Origin of the sequence: Roseomonas aerilata DSM 19363 (assembly GCF_000711725.1) — a bacterium.
In the GTDB taxonomy this organism is placed as follows: Bacteria; Pseudomonadota; Alphaproteobacteria; order Acetobacterales; family Acetobacteraceae; genus Roseomonas; species Roseomonas aerilata.
The window spans coordinates 177,835-202,454 of record NZ_JONP01000012.1 but is presented as its reverse complement, the minus strand read 5'-3'; the positions used below and the strand labels follow the sequence as shown (position 1 = coordinate 202,454).

At 70.6% G+C, this 24,620-nt stretch carries 19 protein-coding genes and 1 rRNA gene; 8 read left to right on the top strand and 12 right to left on the bottom strand.

The genetic code is table 11. The annotated features are described in order from the left end of the window. Positions 1-127: ribosomal RNA gene (locus BO39_RS15870) — 16S ribosomal RNA — on the bottom strand; the annotation flags it as partial. A 1,425-nt stretch (positions 128-1,552) separates the two neighbouring features. On the opposite strand from BO39_RS15870, the gene BO39_RS15865 reads away from it, so the two are divergent. Then, entirely contained in the window at positions 1,553-3,874 is a 2,322-nt protein-coding gene (locus BO39_RS15865) for a type IA DNA topoisomerase (RefSeq protein WP_043834996.1), read from the top strand. Between the two features lie 234 nt (positions 3,875-4,108). Beyond that, positions 4,109-4,312 carry a cold-shock protein gene (locus BO39_RS15860; RefSeq protein WP_043834995.1) on the top strand — a complete coding sequence of 68 codons (204 nt, stop codon included), beginning with the start codon at positions 4,109-4,111 and terminating at the stop codon, positions 4,310-4,312. Between the two features lie 115 nt (positions 4,313-4,427). Here BO39_RS15860 and BO39_RS15855 read toward each other — a convergent pair whose 3' ends face one another. Beyond that, positions 4,428-4,718: a hypothetical protein gene (locus tag BO39_RS15855; RefSeq protein WP_156963701.1), complete on the bottom strand. Its 291-nt coding sequence runs from the start codon at positions 4,716-4,718 to the stop codon at positions 4,428-4,430. A gap of 150 nt (positions 4,719-4,868) precedes the next feature. On the opposite strand from BO39_RS15855, the gene BO39_RS15850 reads away from it, so the two are divergent. Next, positions 4,869-6,023, top strand: coding sequence for a hypothetical protein (locus BO39_RS15850; RefSeq protein WP_043834993.1), 1,155 nt, complete (start codon positions 4,869-4,871; stop codon positions 6,021-6,023). Here BO39_RS15850 and BO39_RS15845 read toward each other — a convergent pair. Then, positions 6,020-6,430 (bottom strand): hypothetical protein, encoded by a 411-nt coding sequence (locus BO39_RS15845; protein WP_043834991.1) that lies wholly within the window; start codon positions 6,428-6,430, stop codon positions 6,020-6,022. The genes BO39_RS15850 and BO39_RS15845 overlap by 4 nt on opposite strands. Before the next feature lie 34 nt (positions 6,431-6,464). Further along, positions 6,465-7,157: a response regulator transcription factor gene (locus BO39_RS15840; RefSeq protein WP_043834989.1), complete on the bottom strand. Its 693-nt coding sequence runs from the start codon at positions 7,155-7,157 to the stop codon at positions 6,465-6,467. Between the two features lie 117 nt (positions 7,158-7,274). Here BO39_RS15840 and BO39_RS15835 point away from each other — a divergent pair, with 117 nt between their 5' ends. Continuing rightward, a complete protein-coding gene (locus BO39_RS15835; protein ID WP_043834987.1) occupies positions 7,275-8,717 on the top strand; it encodes a sensor histidine kinase in 1,443 nt (480 codons plus the stop codon). A 33-nt stretch (positions 8,718-8,750) separates the two neighbouring features. Here BO39_RS15835 and BO39_RS15830 read toward each other — a convergent pair whose 3' ends face one another. Further along, positions 8,751-10,085: an efflux RND transporter periplasmic adaptor subunit gene (locus BO39_RS15830; protein WP_156963700.1), complete on the bottom strand. Its 1,335-nt coding sequence runs from the start codon at positions 10,083-10,085 to the stop codon at positions 8,751-8,753. Positions 10,086-10,307: 222 nt separating this feature from the next. Between BO39_RS15830 and BO39_RS15825 the strand changes: the two genes are divergently transcribed. The 3 genes from BO39_RS15825 to BO39_RS15815 all read left to right on the top strand — a co-directional run bounded on the left by BO39_RS15825 (position 10,308) and on the right by BO39_RS15815 (position 15,550). After that, on the top strand, positions 10,308-13,442 hold the full coding sequence (locus tag BO39_RS15825; RefSeq protein WP_052402164.1) for an efflux RND transporter permease subunit: 3,135 nt from the start codon (positions 10,308-10,310) through the stop codon (positions 13,440-13,442). Positions 13,443-13,482: 40 nt separating this feature from the next. Next, positions 13,483-15,006 carry a TolC family protein gene (locus BO39_RS15820; protein ID WP_043834986.1) on the top strand — a complete coding sequence of 508 codons (1,524 nt, stop codon included), beginning with the start codon at positions 13,483-13,485 and terminating at the stop codon, positions 15,004-15,006. Positions 15,007-15,097: 91 nt separating this feature from the next. Beyond that, positions 15,098-15,550 (top strand): RidA family protein, encoded by a 453-nt coding sequence (locus tag BO39_RS15815; protein ID WP_084698149.1) that lies wholly within the window; start codon positions 15,098-15,100, stop codon positions 15,548-15,550. Positions 15,551-15,567: 17 nt separating this feature from the next. On the opposite strand, the gene BO39_RS15810 is transcribed toward BO39_RS15815, so the two are convergent. Together BO39_RS15810 and BO39_RS30030 are read right to left on the bottom strand one after the other, a co-directional pair. After that, positions 15,568-15,942: a response regulator gene (locus BO39_RS15810; protein WP_043834985.1), complete on the bottom strand. Its 375-nt coding sequence runs from the start codon at positions 15,940-15,942 to the stop codon at positions 15,568-15,570. After that, complete coding sequence (locus BO39_RS30030) at positions 15,939-18,965, bottom strand: response regulator (protein WP_052402163.1); 3,027 nt, start codon at positions 18,963-18,965, stop codon at positions 15,939-15,941. The genes BO39_RS15810 and BO39_RS30030 overlap by 4 nt, the downstream gene beginning before the upstream one ends. 166 nt (positions 18,966-19,131) lie before the next feature. Here BO39_RS30030 and BO39_RS15800 point away from each other — a divergent pair, with 166 nt between their 5' ends. Beyond that, a complete protein-coding gene (locus BO39_RS15800; RefSeq protein ID WP_052402172.1) occupies positions 19,132-20,901 on the top strand; it encodes an AI-2E family transporter in 1,770 nt (589 codons plus the stop codon). A 22-nt stretch (positions 20,902-20,923) separates the two neighbouring features. On the opposite strand, the gene BO39_RS15795 is transcribed toward BO39_RS15800, so the two are convergent. From BO39_RS15795 to BO39_RS15775, 5 genes are all read right to left on the bottom strand, one after another. Continuing rightward, on the bottom strand, positions 20,924-21,349 hold the full coding sequence (locus tag BO39_RS15795) for a DUF3597 domain-containing protein (RefSeq protein ID WP_043834983.1): 426 nt from the start codon (positions 21,347-21,349) through the stop codon (positions 20,924-20,926). Between the two features lie 72 nt (positions 21,350-21,421). Beyond that, entirely contained in the window at positions 21,422-21,931 is a 510-nt protein-coding gene (locus tag BO39_RS15790) for an Lrp/AsnC family transcriptional regulator (protein ID WP_211257467.1), read from the bottom strand. A gap of 48 nt (positions 21,932-21,979) precedes the next feature. Beyond that, positions 21,980-22,450 carry a cupin domain-containing protein gene (locus tag BO39_RS15785; protein ID WP_052402162.1) on the bottom strand — a complete coding sequence of 157 codons (471 nt, stop codon included), beginning with the start codon at positions 22,448-22,450 and terminating at the stop codon, positions 21,980-21,982. A gap of 87 nt (positions 22,451-22,537) precedes the next feature. Continuing rightward, positions 22,538-23,488, bottom strand: a complete 951-nt coding sequence (locus tag BO39_RS15780; RefSeq protein WP_043834982.1) for an ABC transporter substrate-binding protein — start codon at positions 23,486-23,488, stop codon at positions 22,538-22,540. Next, on the bottom strand, positions 23,485-24,612 hold the full coding sequence (locus BO39_RS15775) for an LLM class flavin-dependent oxidoreductase (RefSeq protein ID WP_043834980.1): 1,128 nt from the start codon (positions 24,610-24,612) through the stop codon (positions 23,485-23,487). Before BO39_RS15775 ends, BO39_RS15780 begins: the two co-directional genes overlap by 4 nt. Positions 24,613-24,620 lie beyond the last annotated feature (8 nt).

Sequence of the window (24,620 nt, the reverse complement as noted above, 5' to 3'; positions counted from 1 at the left end):
ACCCCTGGATATGTTCCTACGCGTTACTCACCCGTCCGCCACTAACGGCCGAAACCGTCCGTGCGACTTGCATGTGTTAAGCATGCCGCCAGCGTTCGCTCTGAGCCAGGATCAAACTCTCAAGTTCATCATGCCATGCCAAACTTACCATCCAGCATAACACCATGAGCCGACCACTAACTCCGCTCACCACTCTCGATCAGCTAAAACCATACCACCTCACCAGCAACACCATCCCCATCACCACACAAGGCAACAGAAACAACACCACCAGCAGCAGCACAGCTCTAACTGCACTTCCAAAAAACAGATGCGAATTTGAAAGAACGAGCAGACGGCCCGAAACGGGCCAGCCTGTCCGATGGTTAACTTACCCTCCAAATTTCAGCTAACTTCGAGATAACTCGCCGTCGCTTATCAGAGAGAAGAACCGTCGTTCGTCTGGGATTGATATAGGCGCCGGGAGCGTCTGGATCAACCCCTCTTTTCGCCTTTCTGGAAGAAAACTTCCGGATCACCAGACCTGTAACCGCAGGCCTCGCGGCCATTACGTCACCAATCAAGAAATCCTAACGGATCCACCTATTTTTCCACGAACCCTCAATCTTCGAGATAATGCCTGGACACCATCAGGAAGCGAAGGAAGGTGAAAGATCGATGACTCCGCTGAACTGCGGAGCGGCGAGATACTTCCGCCGGCGCTGCCTTGCAAGTGCCTTTCGGCATGCTTGCGAGTGAGCCCTGACACTCCTGCCACGCAGATCGCCCGCCTAGCGGTCCTGCTCCTCTCTGGCGCGCGCAGCCTGTCTCGCTCGACGAGCAGCGATCCTGCTCACTTGCTTTGCGCTCGTGCCCTGCGGCTCAGCCCCAGCCTGCTCATCCTCTGCCGGGCGACGATCCCTATGCCGGCGAGCGGATGGGGGGACGCCAACGGCGCTGCCCGTCTCGGCCCGCTCCATTGCGGCTGCCGCAGGAGGCTGTGCGGCAACACGCCGGAGCCGGGCGGGGTGCGCCCCCATTCCCTCCGCTGCCGTCCTTGACCGGGCTGGCGCCGGCTCTGGCGCTGCCGCCTGACGCTCGAAGCGCGGCACGATGTCGTCCGCGACGTACTGGGCCACGCGCGGTGTACGGACCACCTCGCGGTAAGTATCGAGCGGTACGTTCAAGAACTCCTCGGCCCGGCCACCTCGCCGCACCATGCGCAGTGTTCCCGGCGCCGGCGGATCGCCACACCAGCGGGCGACGGCGAAATCACCTGAGGCAAGCGTCGAGCTGCTGCAGGTCTCCGCCACCGCGCCGCTCCCTGCGGAAGTTGCGAGAAGAAGGGCGAGGCCAAGAAGGAAGGATCGGCTCATCAGGGACTGCTCTGCGGGTGGAGGCGCGCAGCCATATCGGGGAAGCTGAGGGGCGGAAAGCCGCAGATCGTTGATTTGACGAGTGTCGGCCCGGCCCGCCTGGAGGCCGTGGCCCGCCCGCACTACAATCCATCCCTCGCGGACGGCCATCGGACCGTCACTTACGCCCAGACGCCAGAGCCCTCCTCCCCGAGCCCATGCCTGCCCAGATCGTCATCACCGAGAAGACCAGCCAGGCAAAGGACGTCCGCGCCGCCGTCGGAGCGCGCTATGGCATGATCCTTCCGGCCGAGGGCCACCTCTTCGACCTCGTGGAGCCGGAGGAGGCCGTGCCGGAATGGAAGCGCTGGTCCCCCATCCTCCTGCGTCCGGAGGGTCTCTACCCGACCAAGCCGGCCCACGGCGGCAACAAGGCCTCCAAGCTGAAGGCCATTCGCGACGCCCTGCGCAGCGCGGACTGCGTCTGGCTCGCCACCGACTGCGACCGGGAGGGCCAGCTGATCGGCCAGGAGATCCTGGAGCATCTGAAGTATCGCGGCCGCGTCATGCGCGTGATCTTCACCGCCCAGGACCCGCAGACGATCCGCGACGCCTTCGCGAGGGCACGCCCGAACGCGGAGTACGCCCGCCTCTACGCCGCCGCCGTCGCCCGGCGCCAGGCGGACCAGATCTACAATCTCTCCCTCACCCGCACCGCGACCGTCACGCTTGCCCGCGGCGCCCGCAGCGTCATCGGCGTCGGCCGGGTGAAGACGCCGACGCTCGCCATCGTCTGCCGCCGCGAACTCGAGATCCGGAACTTCGTCCCGCAAACCTATTTCGAGGTGGTCGCGACGGCCGAGGCCGCCGCCGGCTCCCTCCGCCTCCGCCATGCCCCGAAGGAGCGCATCCTCAAGCAGGAGGACGCCGACGCCATCGCGGCCCTGGCGGAGGGCTTCGAGGGACCGCTGAACGTGCGCGTGGAGGACAAGCGCCAGGGCCCTCCCCGGCTGCACGACCTGCCCTCGCTTCAGAAGCTCTGCGGCTCCCGCTTCGGCTGGTCGGCCGCCCACACGCTGGAGGTCGCGCAGCAGCTCTATGACGGAGAGGGCAAGAAGGTCATCACCTATCCCCGCGCCGAGACGCGCTACCTGCCGGAAAGCCTCATCCCGGACGTGCCGCGCATCGTGGCAGGGCTTCAGGTCGGCCGCACCTTCAGCGAAGTTCCGGTGCCGCAGCCGCCGGTCGTCCGCCGCGGCGCCTCCGGCCACTTCCACGACAAGGGCCTGGCCGGGGCCAGCCACCACGCCGTCATCCCCAATGTGAACACGGTGGACACCCTGCGCACGGCCTGGCCACGCCTCACCTCGGACGAGCGCAAGCTCTTCGACGTGATCGCGCGCTCCTACCTCGCAGCCGTTATGCCCGATTTCCGGTACCGCCAGACCACCGCTACGATGGACGTGCGCGGCCATCTCTTCCGCGCCGCCGGCCGCCAACCGATTGAGCTGGGCTGGCGCGCCGCCTTCCCGAACTGGCAACCGGCCGATGAAAAGGGCGAGGACGCGCAGCTCCTGCCCCCGCTGCGCGACGGCGAGCCCGCCCGGCTGCACGACGCGGAGGTCGAGACGAAGGAGACCCGTCCGCCGCCACGCTACAATGAAGGCACGCTGATCGAGGCCATGCAGAACGCCTGGCGCTTCGTGGAGGACGAGGCATTGCAGGAGCGGCTGAAGGAAGCCAAGGGCATCGGCACCCCCGCCACGCGCGCCGAGATCATCCGCGGCCTCAAGGGGCAGGAGTTCCTCGCCATCGACGGCAAGAACATCGTGCCTACGGAGCGCGGCCTCTCCCTCCACGCGGTGCTGGAGCGCGCGGACCCCGCCCTCGTCGATCCCGGCGTCACCGCGCAGATGGAGCGCCTCCTGGACGAGGTGCTGGTCGGCCAGCAAGAGATGATGGGCGCCATCGACGCGGTCTGCGCCCAGGCCAGCCGCATCATCGGCCGACTGCAGGAGAACGCGGGACCGGCGGATCCCGCCCTGCTCGGCGGCGCGCGCCGCGCGGGCGGCGCGGCTGGGGCGCCTACGCCCGCCATGAAGCGCTTTGTCGAAAGCCTCGCCCGACAGAAGGGGATCAAGCCACCGCGCGGCTACACCGCCTCCGCCGCTGCCTGCCGGGCCTTCCTCGATGAGCACGCTGGCAAGCGCGAGGCGGCGTCGGCAGCACCTGGCGATGCGCCACGCCCCGTTCGCCGGGTACCACGCCGAACCACCCGCCCGGCGGCGGAAGGCGCGTCGGAGACCCCAGGCCCTGCGCGGACGGGGGCACCGAGAGCGATGAGGAAATCCACCGCCAAGCCCCGCGCGCGCCGACCCACCGCGCCCGGGCCGGAGCCGGTGGAGGGCGAGACGCCGCTCCGCATCCCCTTCGGGAACAAGGAGGCGGCGATGAGCCTCGGCGCCCGCTACCGAGCGGGCGGTTGGTACGCCCCGCCCGGCACTGACCTGGACGGCTTCCGCCAGCGAGGGTGGCTCTGAGCGGCGGGAGAGGGAGCGCAGCGGCGCCGCTTGGTACTTCTCTGATGGGGAGGTCACCCAAAGGAACTTCTTGCAACCGAGTCAAAAGAGCCCATATTGGGCATGTCAGGTTTCGTTGTTTCGGTTTGCTTCCTCTGCCCTCACGGGTGTCAGGTTTGTTTCCGTTTCAAGGCGAAGGTGATCCGCTGGGTAATGTTGCCCCGCGGTTTTTCTTTTTTGATCGGATGCAACATTATGGCGACCGGTACCGTGAAGTGGTTCAACGCGACCAAGGGCTACGGCTTCATCCAGCCCTCCGACGGCTCGAAGGACGTCTTCCTCCACATCTCCGACGTGCAGCGCGCCGGCCTGGACGTGCGTGAGGGCGACAAGCTCGAGTACGACGTGCAGTCGGGCAACAACGGCAAGTTCTCGGCCGGCAACCTCCGCCAGGCCTGAGTCGCAGCGACCGCCGCGCCGGCGGATCAGCCGGCGCGGCGAAACGCCGCCGTATGAAAGGGCCCTGGGCCGGAGAGATCCGGCCCAGGGCCTTTTTCATGAAGAACCCGCGGCGTCAGGACCGCGCGAACCACTCCGGGCAGGGCAGCGGATGCCCATGCGCCTGGGTCTCCGCCCGACGCTCATTGCTGAGCATGTAGGTGCAGTAGTCATCGGCCGCGGCATCGGCATCCATGTCGGCCGGGATCAGTTCGCTCGCCCTGATCGCGTCCGATATCGCCGCCCAGTTGGCGGTCAGCGAGATGTCGGACACGTCTGCTCCATTCCCCGTCCCGGCAGAGAGCCGGACCGCATTCACGATGATCGCGGTCTGCACGATCCATAGAAATTGTTCTTGTTTGGTCACAACCCCACTCTTTCCGGTCTCGGATGCGATGAGTCTGCACCGCACGCACAGAGCTGAAAAGCCGCCCTTCGTGCCCCGTGGCGGCTTGTGAACCACCCCTATAAGTGGCCCTGCGCGACGATCTGTCACCCTGTCTTTCAGGATCCAAGCATGCGCTTCCTCATCCCCATCGCTCTCCTTGCCGCACTTGTCGCCTTCCAACGGCCGGACTGGGTCACGAACCTCGAGAACGGGCTTCGCCACGCGGCGCTCCGCCTCGGCGAGGTAGGCGGCGGCCCCGGGCCAGGGCGCGGCAGCACCGCTGATCGCGCCCCGGCTCGCGAGCCGGACCGCGCCGCCTCGCTTGCTGCGGTCGGCCGGGTGACGGAGGCGCAGGCCGACGCAAGAGGCATCGAGGAACAGCACGACCCAACCGCCCGGGACCGGGTGCAGGCCCTGCTCCGCGCCGCCGCTTCCACCATGGCCGGCAGCGAGGCGATGGGCGAGTTGCGCAGCCTTCGGGACGCCCGCGCCCGCCTCGCCGAGCTGCGCGACCGTGCGGCCGCCGCTCGCATCGCCGGCAGCGACGCCACCGAGCTGGAGGCCCAGGCTTCCCGCGCCGGCGCCGAGGCCTCCCGCCGCATCGACGCGTTCGTCGCCAGGCTTGCGGAGATCGGCGTCACCATCTCGCGCGAGGCGGCGGAGAAGCTCGCGATCTCCGTCAACGGGGACGACATGGTCGCTCTTCTCGCGGCTTACGCGAGTGTGGAGAAGCTGGAGGCCGATCTCCGCGCGGCCGTTGCCGGCGCGGGCGACAACGAGGCGGTTCTGCGCCGCTACTACGGCATTCACGCCACGCTGCTGGCGGTGCTCGAGACGGTGCAGGCCGAGGCCGTCTCCCGCATCGACAACCTGCTCCTTCCACACCTCGACGCGATCGACCGCGAGACGCGGGACCTGCGGAACGATGCCCAGGCCCGCCTGCGCCCGATGCGCGATCCGGGGCTGCGCGCGTCGCTTGAAGCCAACCTGCGCACGCAGGACCTGACGCTGCGCGCCACCGATCTCTACCGCCGCCACCTGCAGGACCAGCGGACGAGCCTCACTCAGGCCCTCGACCGGACGCGGGCGGCGCGCGGCGTGGCGGACAACACGGCGCGGACGGCCTCCCTCGCCTACGACGTGGCCGCGCTGATGCGAGCGGAGCGCGACTTCGGCGCCGTCACCGCCATCCGCCCGCCGGTGATCCTTCCCTTCGAGGGCGAGGCGCTGCGCCGCGAGTTCGAGGGCCTCTCCCGCCGCCTCGGCGAGCAGCCCGCGAGCTAGGCCCTCTTCAGCTCCGCCGTGCGGAGTAGATAGTCGCAGCGGCCGTTATTGGCGCCCTCCAGCGCCAGCTCGGGGGCGCCCGGTGGTGCATCGGTCCGGCGCAGTACTGTCTCCCGCGTCACCAGCAGGCCTGGCCGGGCGGTGACGAGCCGGAACAACCCGTTCTCCGCCGGTTGCAGAACCGCGTCGACGATCTCGCTGCAGACCGCGGGCCCGCCGCGGGTCAGCTCCGCTCTCAACCCCCGTGCCACGGGCGGCACGCCCGGAAGCGCCACGAGCAGCGAGCCCGGCGGCAGGGTGGGGGCCCGCAGCTCCGCCTGAGGCATGGCGGCCGGCGGCGGCTGCTCGGTGGAACAGGCGGCGAGCCCCGCGAGCGCCACCACCACCGGGATCCATCGGCGCATCATGCCGCTCCTCCGCTCCGCCGCCTTACCGGTTCGGTCAGGCCGTGGCCGACTCCCCGGGCGGGGCGGCTTCCAGCCGATATCCTAGTCCGCGCACCGTCTGGATCACCACCCCCGCCCCCGCCTGCCCCAGCCGCGCCCGGAGCCGGTGGACATAGACCTCCACCGCGTTCGGCTGCACCGCCCGGTCCAACCCGGCAAGCCGCGCCTCCAGCGTCTCCTTCGCCACGGGGCGAGGGGCGGCGCGCAGCAGCACCTCGAGCAGCGTGCGCTCCCGCGGCGGGGGGTCGAAGGCGGCGCCAGCGACGGTCAGTGCGCGCGATAGCGGATCGAGCGAGAGGGCGCCCATCACCAGCGGCGCGGGCCCGCGCCCGCCCCGCCGCTGCGCCGCGTTCAGGCGGGCGACGAGCTCCACGAGGGAGACCGGCTTGACCATGTAGTCGTCGGCGCCGAGGTCCAGCCCTTCCACCACCTCGGCCACCTCGCCGCGGGCGGTCATCATCAGGACGGGCGGCGCGCCGAGGCGGTGCCGGAGGCGGCGCACCAGATCGATTCCGTCGCCGTCCGGCAGCCCGCGGTCGAGCACGACGGCGTCGTACTCGCCGGTTGCCAGCGCCGCCTCCGCCTCCTCGATCGAGCCGCCGGTATCCGCGTGCCAGCCCGCCCGCCGCAGCCCCTCCGCCAGCAGCTGCGCGAGCCGCGCGTTGTCCTCCACGAGCAGGACCCGCATGCCCTCTTCCCCTCGGCAATCTCGCGGAGAGTGCGTCGCCGCCGGGGGCCGGACAAGCCGCACCGATGCCCGAAGCGGGACGAGACAAGCAGCGCCTGGCGCGAGTAGCCTCCACCCATGGCCGCAGCTCCTCCGACCGCCGCTCCGGGCAAGCCCTACAGCCTCGTCCTGCGTTTGGCCGTCGCCTATGCGGTGATCGGCTTCGGGGCACTGGTGATCGGCGGCCTCATCCTGCACCACACCATCAACCGCGTGGTCTGGACCGAGCACCAGCGGGGCATCCTCGCCTCCGGCAACGACCTGACCGAGCGGCTGGAGAAGGATGGGCTCGCCGGCCTCTCCCGCCCGATCCGCACGGAGGCGTCGCGGCGCTTCGACAGTTCGAGCGGCTCGATGCTCTACGCCGTCACCGACGCTCAGGGCCACCGCCTGGCCACCTCCCCTGGCGTGCGGGAGCAGCTGCCCCGCGTTGAGGAGAACGGCTCGATCCCCTCCACCTTCCAGATCGGGCAGGACGGCACCCGCCTCTGGGGCGTCACCCGCTGGATCGAAACGCCCGACGGCCGGCTGGCGCTGCAGATCGCCCAGGACATGGAGCGATCCTACATCGTCCTCGACGACGTGCCGGCCGCGGCGCTGGGGCCCATCATGGCCGTGCTGGCCCTCGGCGCCGTCCTTCTCTTCATCGCGAATATTGGGCTGCTGATCCTTCTTTCCGCCCCCCTCCGCCGCGCGGCGCGGGAGGCGGAGCTGATCGGCCACGGCGGTCCGCCCCGCCTCGACGAGAGCGAGATCCCGCTCGAATTGCTGCCCCTGATCGAGGCGGTGAACGGGGCGCTGGACCGCCTCGACGACAGCCTCGAATGGCAGCGCGGCTTCTCGGCCGAGGTCGCGCACGAGCTGCGCACCCCGCTCGCCATCATCCAGGCCGAACTGGACCTGCTGAACGCCGACGAGGTGACGGACCGGCTGCGCCGCGACATCCAGGAACTCGCCCAGCTCGTCTCCGACCTGCTGGAGGCAGCCGAGGCCGCCCGCGACATGCCCGTGACCGAGGGCGCCTTCGATCTCGCGGAACTGGCCGCCGACACCGCCCGGCGCTTCGCCCCCATGGCCGAGCGCGAGGGCCATCCCGTGATCGCCCCCGCCAGCAACGGCCCCATCTGGGTCAGGGGGGAGCGGGAGGCGATCGGCCGGGCGCTGCGCAACCTGATGGACAATGCCCTCTCGCACTCGCCGCCCGGTGGCGCCGTGACACTGAGCCTCGGCTCGCCCAGGAACGGCATGGCGGTGGTGGAGGTGGCCGACCAGGGTCGCGGCGTGCCGGAGACCGAGCGGCGCAACGTCTTCCGCCGTCACTGGCGGGCGGGCGATACCCATCGGCGCGGCCTGGGTCTCGGCCTCTCGATTGTGGAGCGCATCGTGCACGCCCATGGCGGCGCGGCCGAAGTGGCCGATGCGCCAGGCGGTGGCGCAGCCTTCTCACTCCACCTGCCTCTGGCGCCCGCGCCGGCGATTATTGCCGTGACGCAGGCACCGGCCAGTCTGTCGGCGGGATAAGGGCTGGTTCTTGCGGCTCTGGAGAGAACCCGTTCAGTCCTGGGCCGCACGGTCGATGAAGAGGGCGCCGCCGGTCACCACGCGGGCACCGGGGTTCAGCCCCTCGGTCACCTGCACCATGCCGTCGGACTGCAGGCCGGTCTTCACGCGGCGCATGACGAAGCGGTCATCGCCCAGCGCCTCCCAGAGGGAGGTGGTGGCGCCGCGGTAGATCAGCGCGCCGGCGGGCACCGCGACCGCGTCATTCGCGTCCCCCACCGCGATGCGGAAGGAGGCGAACATCTCCGGCTTCAGCAGGTGGTCAGGGTCCTGCACAGCGGCGCGCACGGTCAGGCGGCGGGTAGTCGCGTCCAGCGCGTTGGCCACGTTGTCGATGCGGGCCTCGAAGCTCCGACCGGGCAGCGCGTCCACGCTCACCTGCACAACCTGGCCGACGCGGACGAGCGGCGCGTCCATCTCGCGCACGCCGGCTACCAGCCACATCTGGGAAAGATCGGCGATGGTGTAGATCGGGTCCGAGCCGCCGGCATTCAGCCACTGGCCCGGGCCGATGCGGCGCTGCACCACGGTGCCCGCCAGCGGCGCCGTCACGGCCACCACGGCGTTCACATGTCGGGTGCGCTCGATCTCGGCGATGGAGGCGGCGTCGCGGCCGAGCACGCGGAGCCGGTCCCGCGCGGCGGCGAGGGTAGCCTCAGCGGTGCGCTGGTCGGAGAGGGCATTGGCCAGGTCGGCCTGCGCCTGCTCCAGGTCGCGGCGAGCGGCCGCCTTGGCGGCGAAGAGGTCGCGCTGGCGGGTCTCGTTGCGGCGGAACAGGTCCACCTGGGTGCGCGCCTTGCCGGCGGCATCGAGCGCGGAGAGGAGGTCGTTGGCCGCGCCGGTCAGGTCGGTCGTCTCGATCTCGAACAGCACGTCCCCGGCCTGAACCTGCTGGCCGGGCTGGGCCACGGCGCGGACCACGCGGCCAGTATAGGGCGCGAAGATCGGGGTGGAGCGCTCCTCGTTGAAGGAGATGCGGCCCTCGGCCACGCGCTCGGGTCGGAAGGCGCGCGCCACTACGGGCTCGACGCGCAGCAGCTTCGCCTCGGTGGGGGAGAGCTTGAAGGAGCCATCCGCCATGCGGCCTGTGTTGGAGGCGGCCTGGGCAGGCGAGACCACCGCGGGCACCGCGGGCGAGCCAAGCTCCTTGTAGGCGTAGAAGCCGCCGGCGCCGATCACGGCGAGGCCGGCGAGCAGCAGCGGCAGGCGGCGGCGCGGCCGGGCGGCCGGGGTCTCGGGCACGGCTGGAGCCTTATGCGGCACGGCGCCGCCCACAATGGTCTGGACGGAGGCGGCCTCGGCGAGCTGAGGAGGGGTCAGCATGTTCATGGCCAGCACCTGCTACCTGGACGAAGGGGCGGGACGAGCGCGCCCGCCATCCCTGATCGTCTTATGCACCCCCTGCCTTACAAGCGGCTTACACGCGGATTTTCGCTCTTCCAGTGAGGCTTCGAAGGCCTCAGATCAACGCTGCCAGAGGTCGGCGGGGTGCAGCAGCCCGGGTTCCGATCCTCGCCGCACCATGATCCCCCCGCCCCGGGAGCCGCCCCCTTGCGTCACCTCGTTGCTCAGTCACTCGAGCGCCGTCCGCTCGTGCTGCTGTTCTTCGTCGTCTTCATGGTGGTGGGCGTTCTCGGCTTCCAGCACCTGAACATCGAGGCCTATCCGGATCCGGTGCCGCCCACCGTGGTGGTCATCACCCAGAACGCCGGCCAGAACGCCGAGGAGATCGAGCGCACCATCACGATTCCGATCGAGGTGGCGATGTCGGGCCTGCCGAACCTCACGACGCTGCGCTCCACGAGCCTCTTCGGCCTCTCGGACGTGCGGGTCCAGTTCAACTTCAACTACACCTACGAGGAGGCGGTGCAGCAGGTGCTGAACCGCCTCGGCCAGCTCGGCGCTCTACCAAATGGCGCCCAGCCCGGCATCTCCCCGGCCTCGCCGATCGGCGAGATCATGCGCTACCGCCTCGTCGGCCCGCCGGGCTACCCGCTTGAGGACCTCAAGACGCTTCAGGAATGGGTGCTCGACCGCCGCTTCAAGCGCGTGCCGGGCGTGATCGACGTCACCTCCTTCGGCGGCATCTCCAAGACCTACTCGGTCCAGGTCGATCTCGGGCGGATGAACGCCTACGGCCTTTCGCTGCCGGCGGTGGTGGACGCGATCCGCAACGGCTCGGTCAATGTCGGCGCGGGCACGCTGAACGTCGGGCCGCAATCGGTGGTGGTGCAGGGCATCGGCCTCATCCACTCGCTCGATGACATCCGCAACGTCGTCCTCGGCAGCCAGAACGGCAGCCCCGTTCTCGTCTCGGACGTGGCGACCGTCGGCGTGGGCAACCTGCCGCGCCTCGGCATCGCGGGCCACGAGAACGACGACGACGTGATGCTCGGCACCGTGCTGATGCGGCGCGGCGAGCAGACCCTGCCCACCATCCACGGCGTCCAGGCGGAGGTGAAGCGCATCAACGAGGGCGGCGTGCTGCCCCCCGGCGTGAAGATCGTCCCCCTGTATGACCGCGAGGACCTGGTGAACACGACCACCGTGAAGGTGGTCCACAACATCCTCGAAGGCGTGGCCCTTATCCTGGTCATCCAGTGGCTCTTCCTGGGCGACCTGCGCGGGGCGGCGGTGATCGCCGCCACCATCCCCTTTGCCTTCTTCTTCGCCGTGCTGATGATGATGGCGCGCGGGGAGAGTGCGAACCTCCTCTCCCTCGGCGCGCTCGACTTCGGCCTGCTGGTGGATGCCACCGTGATCATGGTGGAGAACATCTTCCGCCACCTGCATCTCGCCCGCCACCACCTGCCGCCCGGGCAGAAGCCGCGGCCGGTGCCGATGACCGTGCTCAAGGCCGCGAGCGAGGTGGACAACGCCATCCTCTTCTCGATCATGATCATCATCGCGGCCTTCATCCCGCTCTTCGCGATGGGCGGCATCGAGGGCCGCATCTTCGGCCCCATGGCCAAGACCTATGCCTACGCCATCGGTGGCGCGCTGCTGGCTACCTTCACCGTCACCCCTGCGCTCGCCGCCACCTTCTTCAAGCCGGAGACGGAGGAGAAGGACACCTTCGCGGTGCGGGGCATCCGCTGGGCCTATACCCGCCTGTTCAACGGCGGCATGCGCCGGCGCGGGCTGACGATGATCCTGGCCGGCGCCATGCTTCTCGGCAGCGTGGGCGTCATGACGCGCCTCGGCGCCGAGTTCCTGCCCACGCTGGAGGAGGGGAGCATCTGGCTGCGCGCCACCATGCCGTCCACCATCAGCCTGGAGGAGGGGAACCCGACCGCCAACCACATTCGCCGCGTGCTGATGGAGTTCCCGGAGGTGATCACCGTCACCTCCCAGCAGGGCCGGCCGGACGACGGCACGGACAGCGCCGGCTTCTTCAACGCCGAGTTCTTCGTCCCTCTCATCCCGCAGGAGAAGTGGACCACCGCCCACGACCGCGACGGGCTGGTCGCCGCCATCAACAAGCGGCTGGACGACGAGTTCGCGGGCGTCGAGTTCTCCTTCTCTCAGGCGATCTCGGACAACGTCCAGGAGGCGGCCTCTGGCGTGAAGGGCGCTAACGCGGTGAAGGTCATCGGGCCGGATCCCGTGGTCGCCTCCCGCATCGCCGACCAGATCCGGCGCGAGATGTCGCAGGTCCAGGGCATCGCCGACCTCGGCGTGCTGCTCAGCGTCGGGCAGCAGACCATGTCCATCAGCGTGGACCGCGCGAAGGCCGCGCGGCTGGGCCTGACGGTCAACGACGTGAACACCGCCATCTCCGCCGCCGTCGGCGGGCAGGAGGCCGGCAACTTCTACGAGCCCGGCGGCGACCGGAACTTCCCCATCATCGTCCGCCTCTCCCCGCGCTTCCGCGACGGCATGGACGCGATCGGCCGCGTGCCGGTGGGCGGCAACGCCGTGCTGCGGGATGTCGCGCGCATTGAGATGGTCTCCGGCGCCTCCTACATCTACCGCGAGAACTCCTCCCGCTACGTGCCCGTCCGCTTCTCCGTCCGCGGCCGCGACCCGGCCAGCGCGGTGCTTGAATCGCAGGAACGGGTGGCGCGCAACGTGGAGCTGCCCCAGGGCTACCGCCTGGAGTGGGTGGGCGAGTTCAAGAACCTGCAGGCGGCCGTCGCCCGGCTGATGGTGGTGGTGCCGATCGCGCTCGCCATCATCGCGGTGCTCCTCTACGTCGCCTTCGGGCGGCTGCGGGAGACGCTGATGGTCTTCGCCCTCCTGCCGCTCTCCATCTCGGGCGGGGTGCTCGCCCTCACCGTCGCGGGGCTGAACTTCTCCGTCCCGGCCGCGATCGGCTTCCTCGCCCTTCTCGGCATCACGGTGATGGAGGCGATCATCTTTCTCTCCTACTTCAACCAGCTGCGCGAGCAGGAGGGCATGTCCTGGACGCCGGCGCTGACGCGCGCGGGCTTCGACCGGCTGCGGCCGGTCATGATGACCTGCTTCGCCTCCTTCTGCGGCCTGCTGCCCATGGCGCTCGCCCACGGCATCGGCGCGGACGTGACGAAGCCGCTCGCGATCGTGGTGGTCGGCGGCATCGGGCTCGTGCCGCTCTTCATCCTCGTCGTGCTGCCGGTGGCGGTGGACCTTACCGGCCGCCGCCGCGCGGCGCGGGAGGAGCGTGCGGAGATCGCCGCCGGCACCCGCACCGCCCCCGCCGAGTGACCACCCCTTCCTCGCCCGCTCGTCCCCGAGGCCTGACACGATGACCCGCCTACCCCGCCGCGCCGCCCGCGCGCTCCTCGCCGCGGGGGCGCTTGCCCCGCTGCTCGCGGCACCCGGCCGCGCGCAGGAGGCACCGGCCCCCGCAGCGATCACGGCACCGGCCGCGCCTGCCGCCACGCCCCCCGGCCGGCCCGCCCGCCCGGTCCGCGCGACGCGCAGCACCGCCCCTGCCGAGGCACCGCTGCCGATCCGCGCCCCGGCCCTGACGTTGCCGGAGGCGGAGGCGCTGCTCGTGGATCGCAACCTCGCGGTCATCGCCGCCCGCCGCGGCGTTGATATCGCGCGCGCCCAGCGGCTGGTCGCCAACACCAACCCTGCTGGCAGCATCGGCTATGGCCAGACCACTGCGCAGGTGAACGAGGGCGGGCGCTTCCGCAGCTACAACGGCGAGCGCTACGTCTCCCCGCTCAACAACGCCTCGCTGAACATCAGCTTCACCATCGAGCGCGGCGGCAAGCGGGAGTTGCGCACCCGGCTCGCGGACGAGCAGATCAGCGTTGCCGAGGCGCAGGTGCTCGATGCGTTGCGGGCTCAGGTCTTCACGCTGCGCCAGTTCTTCATTCAGGCGCTCCAGGCCCGCGCGAACCTCCAGGTGGCGCTGGCTAACCGCAACAGCCTGAATGGCACGGAGAACCTTCTCTCCCGGCAGGTGCGGGAGGGCGCGATCCCGGAATCCGACCTCCTGCGCTTCCAGGCCAGCCGCCTGCCCTTCGAGCAAGACGTGGCCAACGCCGCCCAGTCCTACGCCGCCGCCGCCGCTCAGGTCGCGGCGCTCCTTGGGGTGGATGCCAGCCGCACGGCCGAGCCCGCCGCGCGCAACGCGGGGCGCGACGCCGTGCCCTCGATCCTCGCGGGCATGCCCTTCGACCTGCGCGGCCGCTTCGACTCAACGCCGCCGCTGGACCTGACGCGCGAGACCCTGGCCGAGGCGCTGCCGAACCGGCCGGACGTGCTCGCCGCCTCCCGCGCCGTGAATGCGGCCGACGCCAACACGCGCCTGGCCGAGGCCGGGCGCTCGCGCGACGTCTCGGTCAACGGCACCGTCACCCGCACGGAACTCAGCCAGGACCTGCCGAACAGCAACCGGCCCGTGCGCGCCAACGACACGCTCGGCATCGGCCTCTCCATCCCGATCTTCACCAGCCGCCTGACGGAGGGGAACATTGCCGTGGCCAATGCCCAACGCGGCCAGGCCCAAGCCCAGGCGCAGGCGGCGCTCGCCAATGCCCAATCGGATCTCGCGGTGGCCTGGTCGGCCTATGTCCAGGCGCGATCCCTGCTCGACCTGACCACCGGCAGCGCCCTTGGCCGCGCCGAGGAAGCTTATCGCTCGACGGAAGCCGCCTACGCTGCCGGCGGCCGCACCCTGCTCGATACCCTGGACGCGCTGCGCACGCTGAACGCGACGCGGGTGGCCGGAAACGCGGCCCGGGCGGCCTACCTCAATGCGCTGGCTGGACTGGAACTCGCGAGCGGAATCGGGGGGATCGCGCCGCGGCTTTGACGGCGGCTGCAACCCGGGTTCCGGACGCCACTCCTGGCACGGCCATTGCCAAACGGCTGGCTGGTCCTCAACCAGCACCGGGAGATCGCCCATGTCGAAGCTGACCGCCGCCGCCCTGCTCGGCTTGCTCACCTTTGCCGCCCCTGCCGCGGACGCACGGGACTACATCAAGGACACCCGCCCGCAGGAGCGCGCCTATTCGCTGGCCGTCGTCACCGAGGGCGGCAAGATCGTCTGGCTCGCCGGGCAGACGGCCACCGTGGATGACAGCGGCGCCTCGCTGGCCGGCAATTTCGAGGGCCAGGCGCGGCAGGTCTTCAAGCTGCTGGGCCAGACGATCGAGCGGGCCGGCGGCAAGCTGAGCGACATGGTGCAGATGACGGTCTTCATCACCGACGCCCGCAACGGCGACCGGCTGACCCAGATCCGCCGCGAGATCTTCGGCGACAACTTCGCCGGCAGCGCGCTGATCACCATCTCCGCCCTGGCCAACCCCGCCGCCCAGATCGAGATCCAGGGCTTCGCCGTCGTCGGCGACCGCTGAGGGGTGCGGCCGGGCCGCTACCCCTCGGCCGCCAGCATCGCCGCGTCGATCTGTTGGAGCAGTTGGGGAAAGTCCACGGGCTTGGGGTGGTAGTCGTTGCACCCCGCCTCCAGCATCCGGTCCCTGTCGCCCGACATCGCATGGGCGGTCAAGGCGATGATCGGGATGCCCGCGGTGTCCGGATCGGCGCGGAGGGTGCGGGCGGCGGTCCAACCGTCCATCACCGGCAGGTTCATGTCCATCAGCACGACGTCCGGCCGCTCGGCCCGAGCCATGTCCACGCCCTGCTGCCCGTCATGCGCCAGCACCACATCGAAGCCGCGGCGGCGCAGCCGGCGGGAAAGGAAATCCCAGAGCTCCTCGTGGTCCTCCACGAGCAGGATCTTCGTCATCGTGCGGCAGCCTCCGTCTCCGGCTGCAACGGGGGCGGAGGCGCCGGGTTCCCTGCCGCGCGCGCCTGCGCGATGCGCCGCAGTTCGGAGAGCAGAGCGTCCGGCGGCTCGTCATCGGCGGGCAGTACACGACGAACCTGCCCACGCAGCGCCTCCAACTCAGCCGGCGCGACCTCGCCGCCCGTAAGGGCGATGACCTGCAGGTGCCGCAGGTCCTCCCGCGCGCGGAGGCCGTGCACCAGGCGCAGCCCCTCCTCCTCCGGCCCGGGCACGGCGACGAGCACCAGGCCGACGGGCACCGCCGCGGGGTCGGGTTGGGTGAGCCGGGCCATCGCCGCCTCTGTCCCGCCGGCCTCCTCGACTGACCACCCCTCGCTCTCCAGAAGGCGGCGGAGGTCGGCCCGCGCCTCGGGCTCGGCCTCCACCACCAGCGCGGCGCCGGGCGCGCGGTAGCGGTCAAGGACGTTGCGAAGCCGTTGCCACTGCACGGGCTTGATGAGGTAGTCGGCGGCGCCGAGCGAGACAGCCAGCGCCCGCTCCTGCACGATGGAAACCATCACCACGGGGGTATCGGCCAGTTCCGGGTCCGCCTTCAGCGCCGTCAGCACGGACCAGCCGTCCATGCGGGGCATCATGACGTCCAGCAGGATGGCCGTGGGGCGGAGCGCCTTCGCGAGGCGCAGCCCCTCCTCCCCGTCATGGGCGCAGCGCACGGCGAAGCCGTCACGCACCACGAAACGGGAAAGCAGCTCGCGGGACGCCGCGTCGTCGTCCACCACAAGGACCAGCCCGGCCTGCGTGCGCTCCTCCGCGTCCGGCAGGGAGAGCGCCTCGGCCTGGGGCTCGGGGCCGGTCTCGGTCATGTCCATCGGCACGTGGATGGTAAAGGTGGTGCCGCGCCCCGGCTCGCTCTCCACGCCGATCCCGCCGCCCAGCAGGGTGCAGAAGGCCTTCGTAATGGCGAGCCCCAGGCCCGTGCCGCCGAAGCGGCGCGTGGTGGAGCTATCGGCCTGGGTGAAGCGGGTGAACAGCCGGGCGAGCTGCTCCCCCGTCATGCCGATGCCGGTGTCGGAGACGCGGAAGGTGATCTCGCGCCGCCCCATCTCGTCGCGCCCCTCCGTCGCCGAGAGCGTGACGCGGCCCTTCTCCGTGAACTTGTTTGCGTTGGAGAGAAGGTTGATCAGGCACTGCCGCAGCTTCACCTGGTCGGAATGCATGGTGCCGAGCCCCTCGGGCACCTGCACCTCCAGCGCGTTGCCCTTGCCCTCCATCAAAGCCTGCACCGTCGCCACGGTCTCGGAGACGAGGGTGGAGACCGCGAAATCCTCCGCATGGGTTTCCATCCGCCCGGCCTCGATCTTGGAGAGGTCGAGCACGTCATTGATGAGGGAGAGGAGGTGGCGCGCATTGGCGCCGATCTTGCGCAGGTCCTTTGTCAGCGCCTCGCCGCCCTCGAGGTCCTCGGCCTCCTCCTCCAGCATCTCCGAGTAGCCGATCACGGCAGAGAGCGGGGTGCGCAGCTCGTGGCTCATATTGGCGATGAACTGGCTCTTCGCGCGGTTGGCGTCCTCGGCCGCCTCGCGCGCGAGCGTCGCCTCCTCCTGTGCCTCGCGCAGATCGGTCGCGTCGGTGTTGGTGCCGAACCAGCCGGTGATGACGCCTCCGCCGTTCTCGTCCGGATCGTCGCGGATCGGCACAGCCCGGCTGAGGAACCAGCGATAGCCGCCATCGGCGCCGCGGAGCGGGAAGAAGTCCTCCCAGGGCTCGCCCGCCGCGATGGCCGCGCGGAAGCCGGCCTGCACGCGCTCGGCATGGTCGGGGTGCTGCACGGCCACCCAGCCGGAGCCCTTCATCGCCTCGAAGGTGGTGCCAGTGAATTCGTACCAACGTCGGTTGTACCACTCGATCTCGCCCCCCGCGTCCGCCTGCCAGGCGAGCTGGGGCAGGGAGTTGGCCAGGGTGCGGAAGCGTGACTCGCTGCGCCGCAGCCGGTCCTCGGCGCGTCGCCGGCGGGTCACATCCGCCAGGATCAGCCCGGCCCCCTCCGTCCCTGCCCCGGAATGCGCGAGGGGGAAGAGCGTGGCCATGAGGTAGTGTCGCTCGCCCGGGCGGTCGGGCGGGGCGGTCTCCACCTCCACCTCGGACTGCGCACGGCCGCCATCGAGCACGGCCCGCAGCCGCGGCGCGATCCGTTCACGCACCGCGTCCGGCAGCGCGGGCATGCCCATCCCGGCAACGCCAGGCCGCGGCAATCCCATCGCGCGCTCCCCGATCTCCAACAGGGCCTGGTTGGCGTTCACGACGCGCATGTCGGGGCCGATGAAGCCGAGGCCGACCGGCGCATTGGCCATCACCGCGTCCAGCAGCGCATTGGCCCGCCGCTCCGCCCGTCGCCGCGACCGGGCATAAGCGCCGAGCAGCCCGCAGGCGAGGAGTGCCGCGCCGACCGAGACTCCCCAGAGCAGCAGTCCACGCCGGTCGCTCTCACGGTTCAGCGCCTCCACCTGCGCGCGGGCGGCCGCCTGCTCGCGGGCCACCTCGGCGCGGATGGCGTCCATCGCTTCCCGCCCCTGGCCGGTCTCGATCACCGCGCGGGCCTGCTCATCCCCGCCGGCGCGGCGAAGGGCTACCGAGCGCTCGGCCAGCGCTTCCCGGCGGGCGATCAGCTCGCGCAGGCGGCCCTCGGCCGGCAGCCCCGCCGGCCCACGCAGTCGTTCGACAGCCCGGAGCCGCTCCTCGACCGCGACAAGCCCCTCCTCATAGGGTTGCAGGTATTCTTCCCGCCCGACGAGGAGGAAGCCGCGCTGCCCCGTCTCCACGTCCTTCATCGCGGAGAGCACGCCCTCCAGCCCGACGACCAGTTCGTTGCCCGCGTCGATGGCGGTCGCGTCCCGTCCGTTGAGGCGGGTGCCGACAGCACCGGTGGCGACTGCCAGGAGTGCCAGGAGCGCGGCAATCAGGGGAAGGCGCGGGAGGCCCCGCGCACGGGAGAGAGAACCGGTTCGGAGAGGGGCGTCGGGCACGGGCGTTCCTTGGTTCCGGCGCCGATCCTGCCAGCCCGGCGTGCTGCATTCACCGGCAGCGCCGATGACGTTCCCGCGCGCAACGCCGGAAGGGGCTGGTGGGATGCCAAGGGGCGTGGCACGGCGCGGCCCTGCCCGAATGCCCGCCTGGAACGAATCGCGCCTGATGGCCCCGACCGAACGACGCCTGCCGCCAGCCCCCGCGACCGGTAACCCCGTGGCAGGGGCGGCGATGCTGGTCTCCGCTGCCATCATCGTCGCCGCCCTCTATTTCGGCCGGGACGTGCTTGTGCCGCTCGTTCTCGCGGTGATCCTCGCCTTCGTCCTCGCGCCGGTCGCGAAGTCGCTGCAGCGGCTGGGACTGGGCAAGGGGCTTTCGGTGCTGGCGGCAGTGCTCGCCGCCTTCCTCGTGCTCGGGGCGATCGGAACGGCCCTGGGCGCGCAGGCCGCTGATCTGGCGGCGGAAATCCCTCGCTACGCAGCCGCCCTCCGCGCGAAGCTCGGTGCCCTGCAGGGGCTGGGGGACCTGCTTCGCCGGGCGCAGGACCTCCTCGGCGGCGGCGCGCCGGCGGCAACTGCCGGCGAGGCCGTGGTCGTCACCAACAGCCGCTCCGACGCGGCGCTGCTTGGCGTCCTCGGCAACGTGCTGGGCCCGCTGCTGCGGCCGCTGGCCACTGCCGGGCTCGTCATCATCTTCAGCATCCTCGTGCTCCTCTACCGGGAGGACCTGCGGGACCGCGCCATCCGCCTGGCCGGCGCGCGGGACCTGCACCGGACGATGACGGCGATGAACGACGCCGCCGGCCGCCTCTCCCGCCTCTTCCTGGCCCAGGTGGCGCTGAACGCCTGCTATGCGGTGGCAATCTCGGGCGTGCTGGCGGCGATCGGGCTTCCCAGCCCGCTCCTCTGGGGAATCCTGGCAGGGCTGATGCGCTTCGTGCCCTTCATCGGCACGCCCATAGCGGTCACGCCGCCGGTGCTGCTGGCTGCCGCCGTCGATCCCGGCTGGTCCACCGCCATCGTCGTGCTCGGCGTCTTTCTTCTCTGCGGGCTGGTGATGGGGCAGGTGCTCGAGCCGCTTCTATTCGGGCGCCGCACGGGCCTTTCGCCACTCTCGGTCGTGCTCGCCGCCAGCTTCTGGGCCTTCCTCTGGGGGCCGATCGGCCTGCTCATCTCCACGCCCCTCACCGTCGGGCTCGTGGTGCTCGGCCGCCACGTTCCCCGCTTCGAGTTCTTCGACGTGATGCTCGGCGACCGCCCGCCCCTCCAGCCTGAGGAGAGCTTCTACCAGCGCGCGCTCGAGGGTGACGCGGACGGGCTGGTAGCCCAGGCGCGCGAATTCCTGGCCGAAGACGGCAACTCCCTCACGGCCTACGGCGACGGCGTGGCGCTGCAAGGCCTCGTCCTCGCCCAGACCGATTGGTCGCGTGAGGCGCTGGAGCCGGAGCGGATGGACGTGATCCGCAACCAGGTCGGCACGCTGCTCGACGACCTCTCGGATCTCGGCGCGGCCGGGAACACCACCCTGCCCGCCCCCTGGCAGGCGGAAGGCGCGGTGCTTTGCATCGCCGGCCGCGGGCCCTTCGACCCGCTGGCCGCCCGCCTGGCCGCCCTCGTGCTGCACCGTGCCGGCCTCGGCGCCCGGGCGGAGACAAGTGCCGCATTGGAGAACGCCAATCTGGCCCGGCTCGATCCCGCCCTCGTCCGCCTCTGCATCCTCTCGGTGCTGGAGGAGGGCAACAGCGTCGCCGGACTGCGCTACTTCCTTCGCCGCATCGCGCGCCAGCTTCCAGAGGCAAAGGTCATCGTCGGCCTCTGGGACGCCCCGCCCGACAGCGCCATGCTTGCGGCCCTGCGGGAAGAGGGGCCCGCCGACGCGATCGTCACCTCGCTCGGCGAGGCGGCGGCCCTGGGGGAGGCGATGGCCGCTCGCTGACCACCGCCCCGCCCCGGCACGTTCAGCCCTTCAGGCTTTCCGGCACCTTGCCGCCGTTCTCCGCCAGCTTCTGCATCACCTGCTTGTGCAGCCAGATGTTCATGGACGCGCTGTCCTCGGTGTTGCCGGAGTAGCCGAGTTCGCCCGCCAGTTCCTTGCGGTTGGCCAGGCTGCTGTCGAGGCCGAGCAGCTTCATCAGGTCCACGATGGAGGTCTGCCAGTTCAGCTGCTGCGAGTTGTGGGATGCCATGTCCTTCAGCACCGCCTCGACATCCACGGGCTGCGTCGCCGCACCGGCGGTGGTGGCCGGCGTGGGGGTACCGGCATTGGCGTCGATGCCCGGCGTCGGGCTGGCGCTCGCCGATGGGCCGCTCGCCCCGGCATCGGGCGTCGCCGCCGCGGCCTTGTGGCCGAAGATCTTCGACTTGATGGTTTCAAAAAGGCTCATGCTCGCTCCTCTGTGGCCGTTACGGCCCCGGGAGTGAACGGCGATGGGCGGCGGCGGTTGTCCCGGCCCGGACTATCCGCCGCCCTGCCCTTCCTGGTCCCGTCCGGCGCGGTCGCGGAAGCGCGCGCCATGCAGGGGGTAGGCAGTGGTGTATTTCAGCCGCTCCATCGCGAAGCGGGAGGTGACGTTGCGCATTGGCACGGCCTCGATCAGCCGCTTGTAGAAGGAGTCGAACTCCGCCATCCCCGTCACGGCCACGCGAAGCATGTAGTCCACCTCGCCAGCCATGCGGTGGGCCTCCATTACCTCCGGCATGGCCGAGATGGTCTTGGAGAAGGTGCGGAGCCATTCCGGCGTGTGGTCCCCCGCCTCGATCGCGACATAGACGATGAGGTCCACGCCGATCTTCTCGGGGTCCACCAGGGCCACGCGGCGCGTGATGACACCGCCCGCCTCCAGCTTCTGCACGCGCTTCCAGCAGGGCGTGGCCGAGAGCCCCACCTTGTCTGCCAGTTGCGCCACGGAAAGTGTCGCGTCCTCCTGCAGGAAGGCGACGATCTTGCGGTCGATCTCGTCCATCATCGGCTAATGGCATCGGGGGCCGGGCGGCGCGCCGCCCGGCGGCATCCATCAGCCCTGCTTGATCCACTCCGGCTCGTCAACGATGTCGAGGTCGGGCAGGTTGATCACGACCTCCTCCGTGCCGCTGCGCACGAGGGCGCAGTGCAGCACCTCGGTCGCGGAAGAGTTGATCTCCTGGTGCGGCACATAGGGCGGCACGAGGAAGAAGTCCCCGGCCTTCGCCTCGGTGATGAACTCCAGCCGGTCGCCCCAGCGCATGTGGGCGGTGCCGGAGATAACGTAGATCACGCTCTCCAGGTGGCCATGATGGTGCGGACCGGTCTGGGAATTCGGCTCGATCCGGTTGGTGCCGGCCCAGAGAGCGGTGGAACCGGTGCGGCTGCCGGAGATAGCGACCTCGCGGTTCATCCCCCTGGTCTCGGGCGTGTCGCAGCTCTTGGCCTGCGCGGGGATGTGGCGAATGCCCTTGTTCCGCCAGTCGTAGCCCTGGGGAGGCTTGGCGATGCTGCCGTCAGGCATGGTCGTGCTTCCTTGTCATGTTCGTCCCCGGATATCCGGCGGACATCCCCCTTGAGGGGGGAGGGTTGCGGCCGGGCGCCGCCGGCGTCAAGCGCCGCGCAGGCCGGCCGCCACCGCGTCGTTGAAGGACGGGTCGAGCAGGTTCCGTGCCTCGATCCGCTGCCGCACCAGCCGGGCGCGGGTGTACAGGTCGATGTTCTTCTGCTCGTCCACCGCCACGCTGTCGTCGATCGGCACCACGCGGGTCTGCGCACGCTCGAACCAGCGCTGGGCGACATTGGCCGGCACGTTCATCAGCCCCGACCAGGTCCGCGCGTAGCCCGGCGCGTTCGCGTTGGCCCACTGCCGCGCGGCCGCCAGCCGGCGGACGAACTCCGCCAACTCGGGACGGCGGGCGGCGATGGCATCGGTACGCGCGGCCTGGAAGCCGAGGCCGGGGGTGATCCCCTGCCCGCTCACCACGATGCGCGCGCCCGACAGCACCTCCTCCTGCGAGACATAGGGCTCCCAGGTCGCCCAGGCCTCGACCGCGCCGCTGGTGTAGGCGGCCTTGGCGTCGGCGGGCAGAAGGAAGACGAACTGCACGGCGTCCAACGGCAGGCCGGTGGCTTCCAGCGCGGCCAGCACCACCTGGTGGCCGATGGAGCCGCGCCCGGTCGCGATGCGCTTGCCCTTCAGGTCGGCCAGGGACTGTACGGGGCTTTCCTTGGGCACGATGATCGCAAGGCCGCCACGGTTCTCCCGCGTCGCAGCGATCGCCTTGATGGGCACGCCTGCCGCCGCGCCGAAGGTGAAGGGCGCGTCGCCCACCAGCCCCGTGTCGATGGCGCCGGCGTTCAACGCCTCGACCAGCGGGGCGGCCGCCGGGAACTCGCTCCAGGCGAGGCGGTCGCCGAAGCCTGCGAGCTGGCCGGAGGCTTCCATCACCGCACGCGCATTGCCGCGCTGGTCGCCCACCCGCAGCGGGGACTGGGCGCGAAGGATGCGGGGCGCCGCGAGGACGCCGGCACCCGCGAGGACAAGGCGGCGCCCGATCATTCCGCGGCCACCCCAACGCGGCGCGAGAGGCGCTCGGCCACCAGCCGGCGCGTCGCCGGCAGCAGGGAGCGGCCGTACTCCACCGCGTCCTCCAGCGGATCGAAGCCGCGGATGAGGAAGGTGGTCACGCCGAGGTCGTAGTACTCGAGGAAGGCCTCCGCCACCTGCTCGGGCGTGCCGACGAGGGCGGTGGTGTTGCCGCGCGCGCCCGTCTCCCGCGCGATGGCGGTGTAGAGGCGCCCCTCCGGCCGGTCACCCAGCGCGGCGGCAGCCAGCAGCCGCTGCGACCCCGCGTTCTGCGGCCCCTTGGTGGCCGGGCCAAGTGCCGCCTGTCCCCGCACCTCGCGGATGCGGGCGAGGATGCCCTCCGCCTTCGCCCAGGCGGCCTCCTCCGTCTCCGCCAGGATTGGGCGGAAGGAGAGCGAGAAGCGTACCTGATCCGCACGGCCATGCTTCGCCGCCTCGGCCCGCACGCGGCTCACGATCTCCCGCACCTGCGCGTGCGTCTCGCCCCAGAGCGCATAGACATCGGCGTGCCGCCCGGCGACGCGCAGCGCGGCCTCCGAAGCGCCGCCGAAGTAGACGGGAATGCGCGGCTGCTGCACCGTACGCACCGCCGGCGAGGCGCCCTTGATGCGGTAATAAGCACCCTCGTGGTCCACCAGCGCCTTCGCGCCCCAGACCGACTTCAGGATCGAGACATACTCGTCCGTCCGCGCGTAACGCTCATCCTTGGAGAGCCAGTCGCCGTCCCGCGCCTGGTCGGCGTCGTCGCCGCCCGAGATGACGTGGATGGCCGCGCGACCGCCGGTCAGCTGGTCGAGCGTGGCATAGGCGCGCGCCGCATTGGTTGGCGCGATGAAGCCCGGTCGGTGCGCGACGAGGAAGCCCACCTTCCTGGTGTGCGCCCCGGCATGGGCGGCGAGCTGCAGCCCGTCTGGCCCGTCGGAGTGCCAGCCGATGAGGATGCGGTCGAACCCGCCCTCGTCATGCGCCTGGGCCGAGGCGACGAGATAGCCGGGATCGACGGAGGGACCGCGCGCCGGATGGATCTCCGACTGCTCGCGCGGCTGGACCATGCCGATGAATTCGACCCCATCGGCGGGGAGCGTGTCAGGGCTCATGGCCTTGT

Coding starts and splice junctions, on each gene's coding strand:
- BO39_RS15865 (WP_043834996.1), top strand. CDS start 1,553: ATGCCTGCCCAGATCGTCATCACCGAGAAGACCAGCCAGGCAAAGGAC.
- BO39_RS15860 (WP_043834995.1), top strand. CDS start 4,109: ATGGCGACCGGTACCGTGAAGTGGTTCAACGCGACCAAGGGCTACGGC.
- BO39_RS15850 (WP_043834993.1), top strand. CDS start 4,869: ATGCGCTTCCTCATCCCCATCGCTCTCCTTGCCGCACTTGTCGCCTTC.
- BO39_RS15845 (WP_043834991.1), bottom strand. CDS start 6,430: ATGATGCGCCGATGGATCCCGGTGGTGGTGGCGCTCGCGGGGCTCGCC.
- BO39_RS15840 (WP_043834989.1), bottom strand. CDS start 7,157: ATGCGGGTCCTGCTCGTGGAGGACAACGCGCGGCTCGCGCAGCTGCTG.
- BO39_RS15835 (WP_043834987.1), top strand. CDS start 7,275: ATGGCCGCAGCTCCTCCGACCGCCGCTCCGGGCAAGCCCTACAGCCTC.
- BO39_RS15830 (WP_156963700.1), bottom strand. CDS start 10,085: ATGAACATGCTGACCCCTCCTCAGCTCGCCGAGGCCGCCTCCGTCCAG.
- BO39_RS15820 (WP_043834986.1), top strand. CDS start 13,483: ATGACCCGCCTACCCCGCCGCGCCGCCCGCGCGCTCCTCGCCGCGGGG.
- BO39_RS15815 (WP_084698149.1), top strand. CDS start 15,098: ATGTCGAAGCTGACCGCCGCCGCCCTGCTCGGCTTGCTCACCTTTGCC.
- BO39_RS15810 (WP_043834985.1), bottom strand. CDS start 15,942: ATGACGAAGATCCTGCTCGTGGAGGACCACGAGGAGCTCTGGGATTTC.
- BO39_RS15800 (WP_052402172.1), top strand. CDS start 19,132: ATGGCCCCGACCGAACGACGCCTGCCGCCAGCCCCCGCGACCGGTAAC.
- BO39_RS15795 (WP_043834983.1), bottom strand. CDS start 21,349: ATGAGCCTTTTTGAAACCATCAAGTCGAAGATCTTCGGCCACAAGGCC.
- BO39_RS15790 (WP_211257467.1), bottom strand. CDS start 21,931: ATGATGGACGAGATCGACCGCAAGATCGTCGCCTTCCTGCAGGAGGAC.
- BO39_RS15785 (WP_052402162.1), bottom strand. CDS start 22,450: ATGCCTGACGGCAGCATCGCCAAGCCTCCCCAGGGCTACGACTGGCGG.
- BO39_RS15780 (WP_043834982.1), bottom strand. CDS start 23,488: ATGATCGGGCGCCGCCTTGTCCTCGCGGGTGCCGGCGTCCTCGCGGCG.
- BO39_RS15775 (WP_043834980.1), bottom strand. CDS start 24,612: ATGAGCCCTGACACGCTCCCCGCCGATGGGGTCGAATTCATCGGCATG.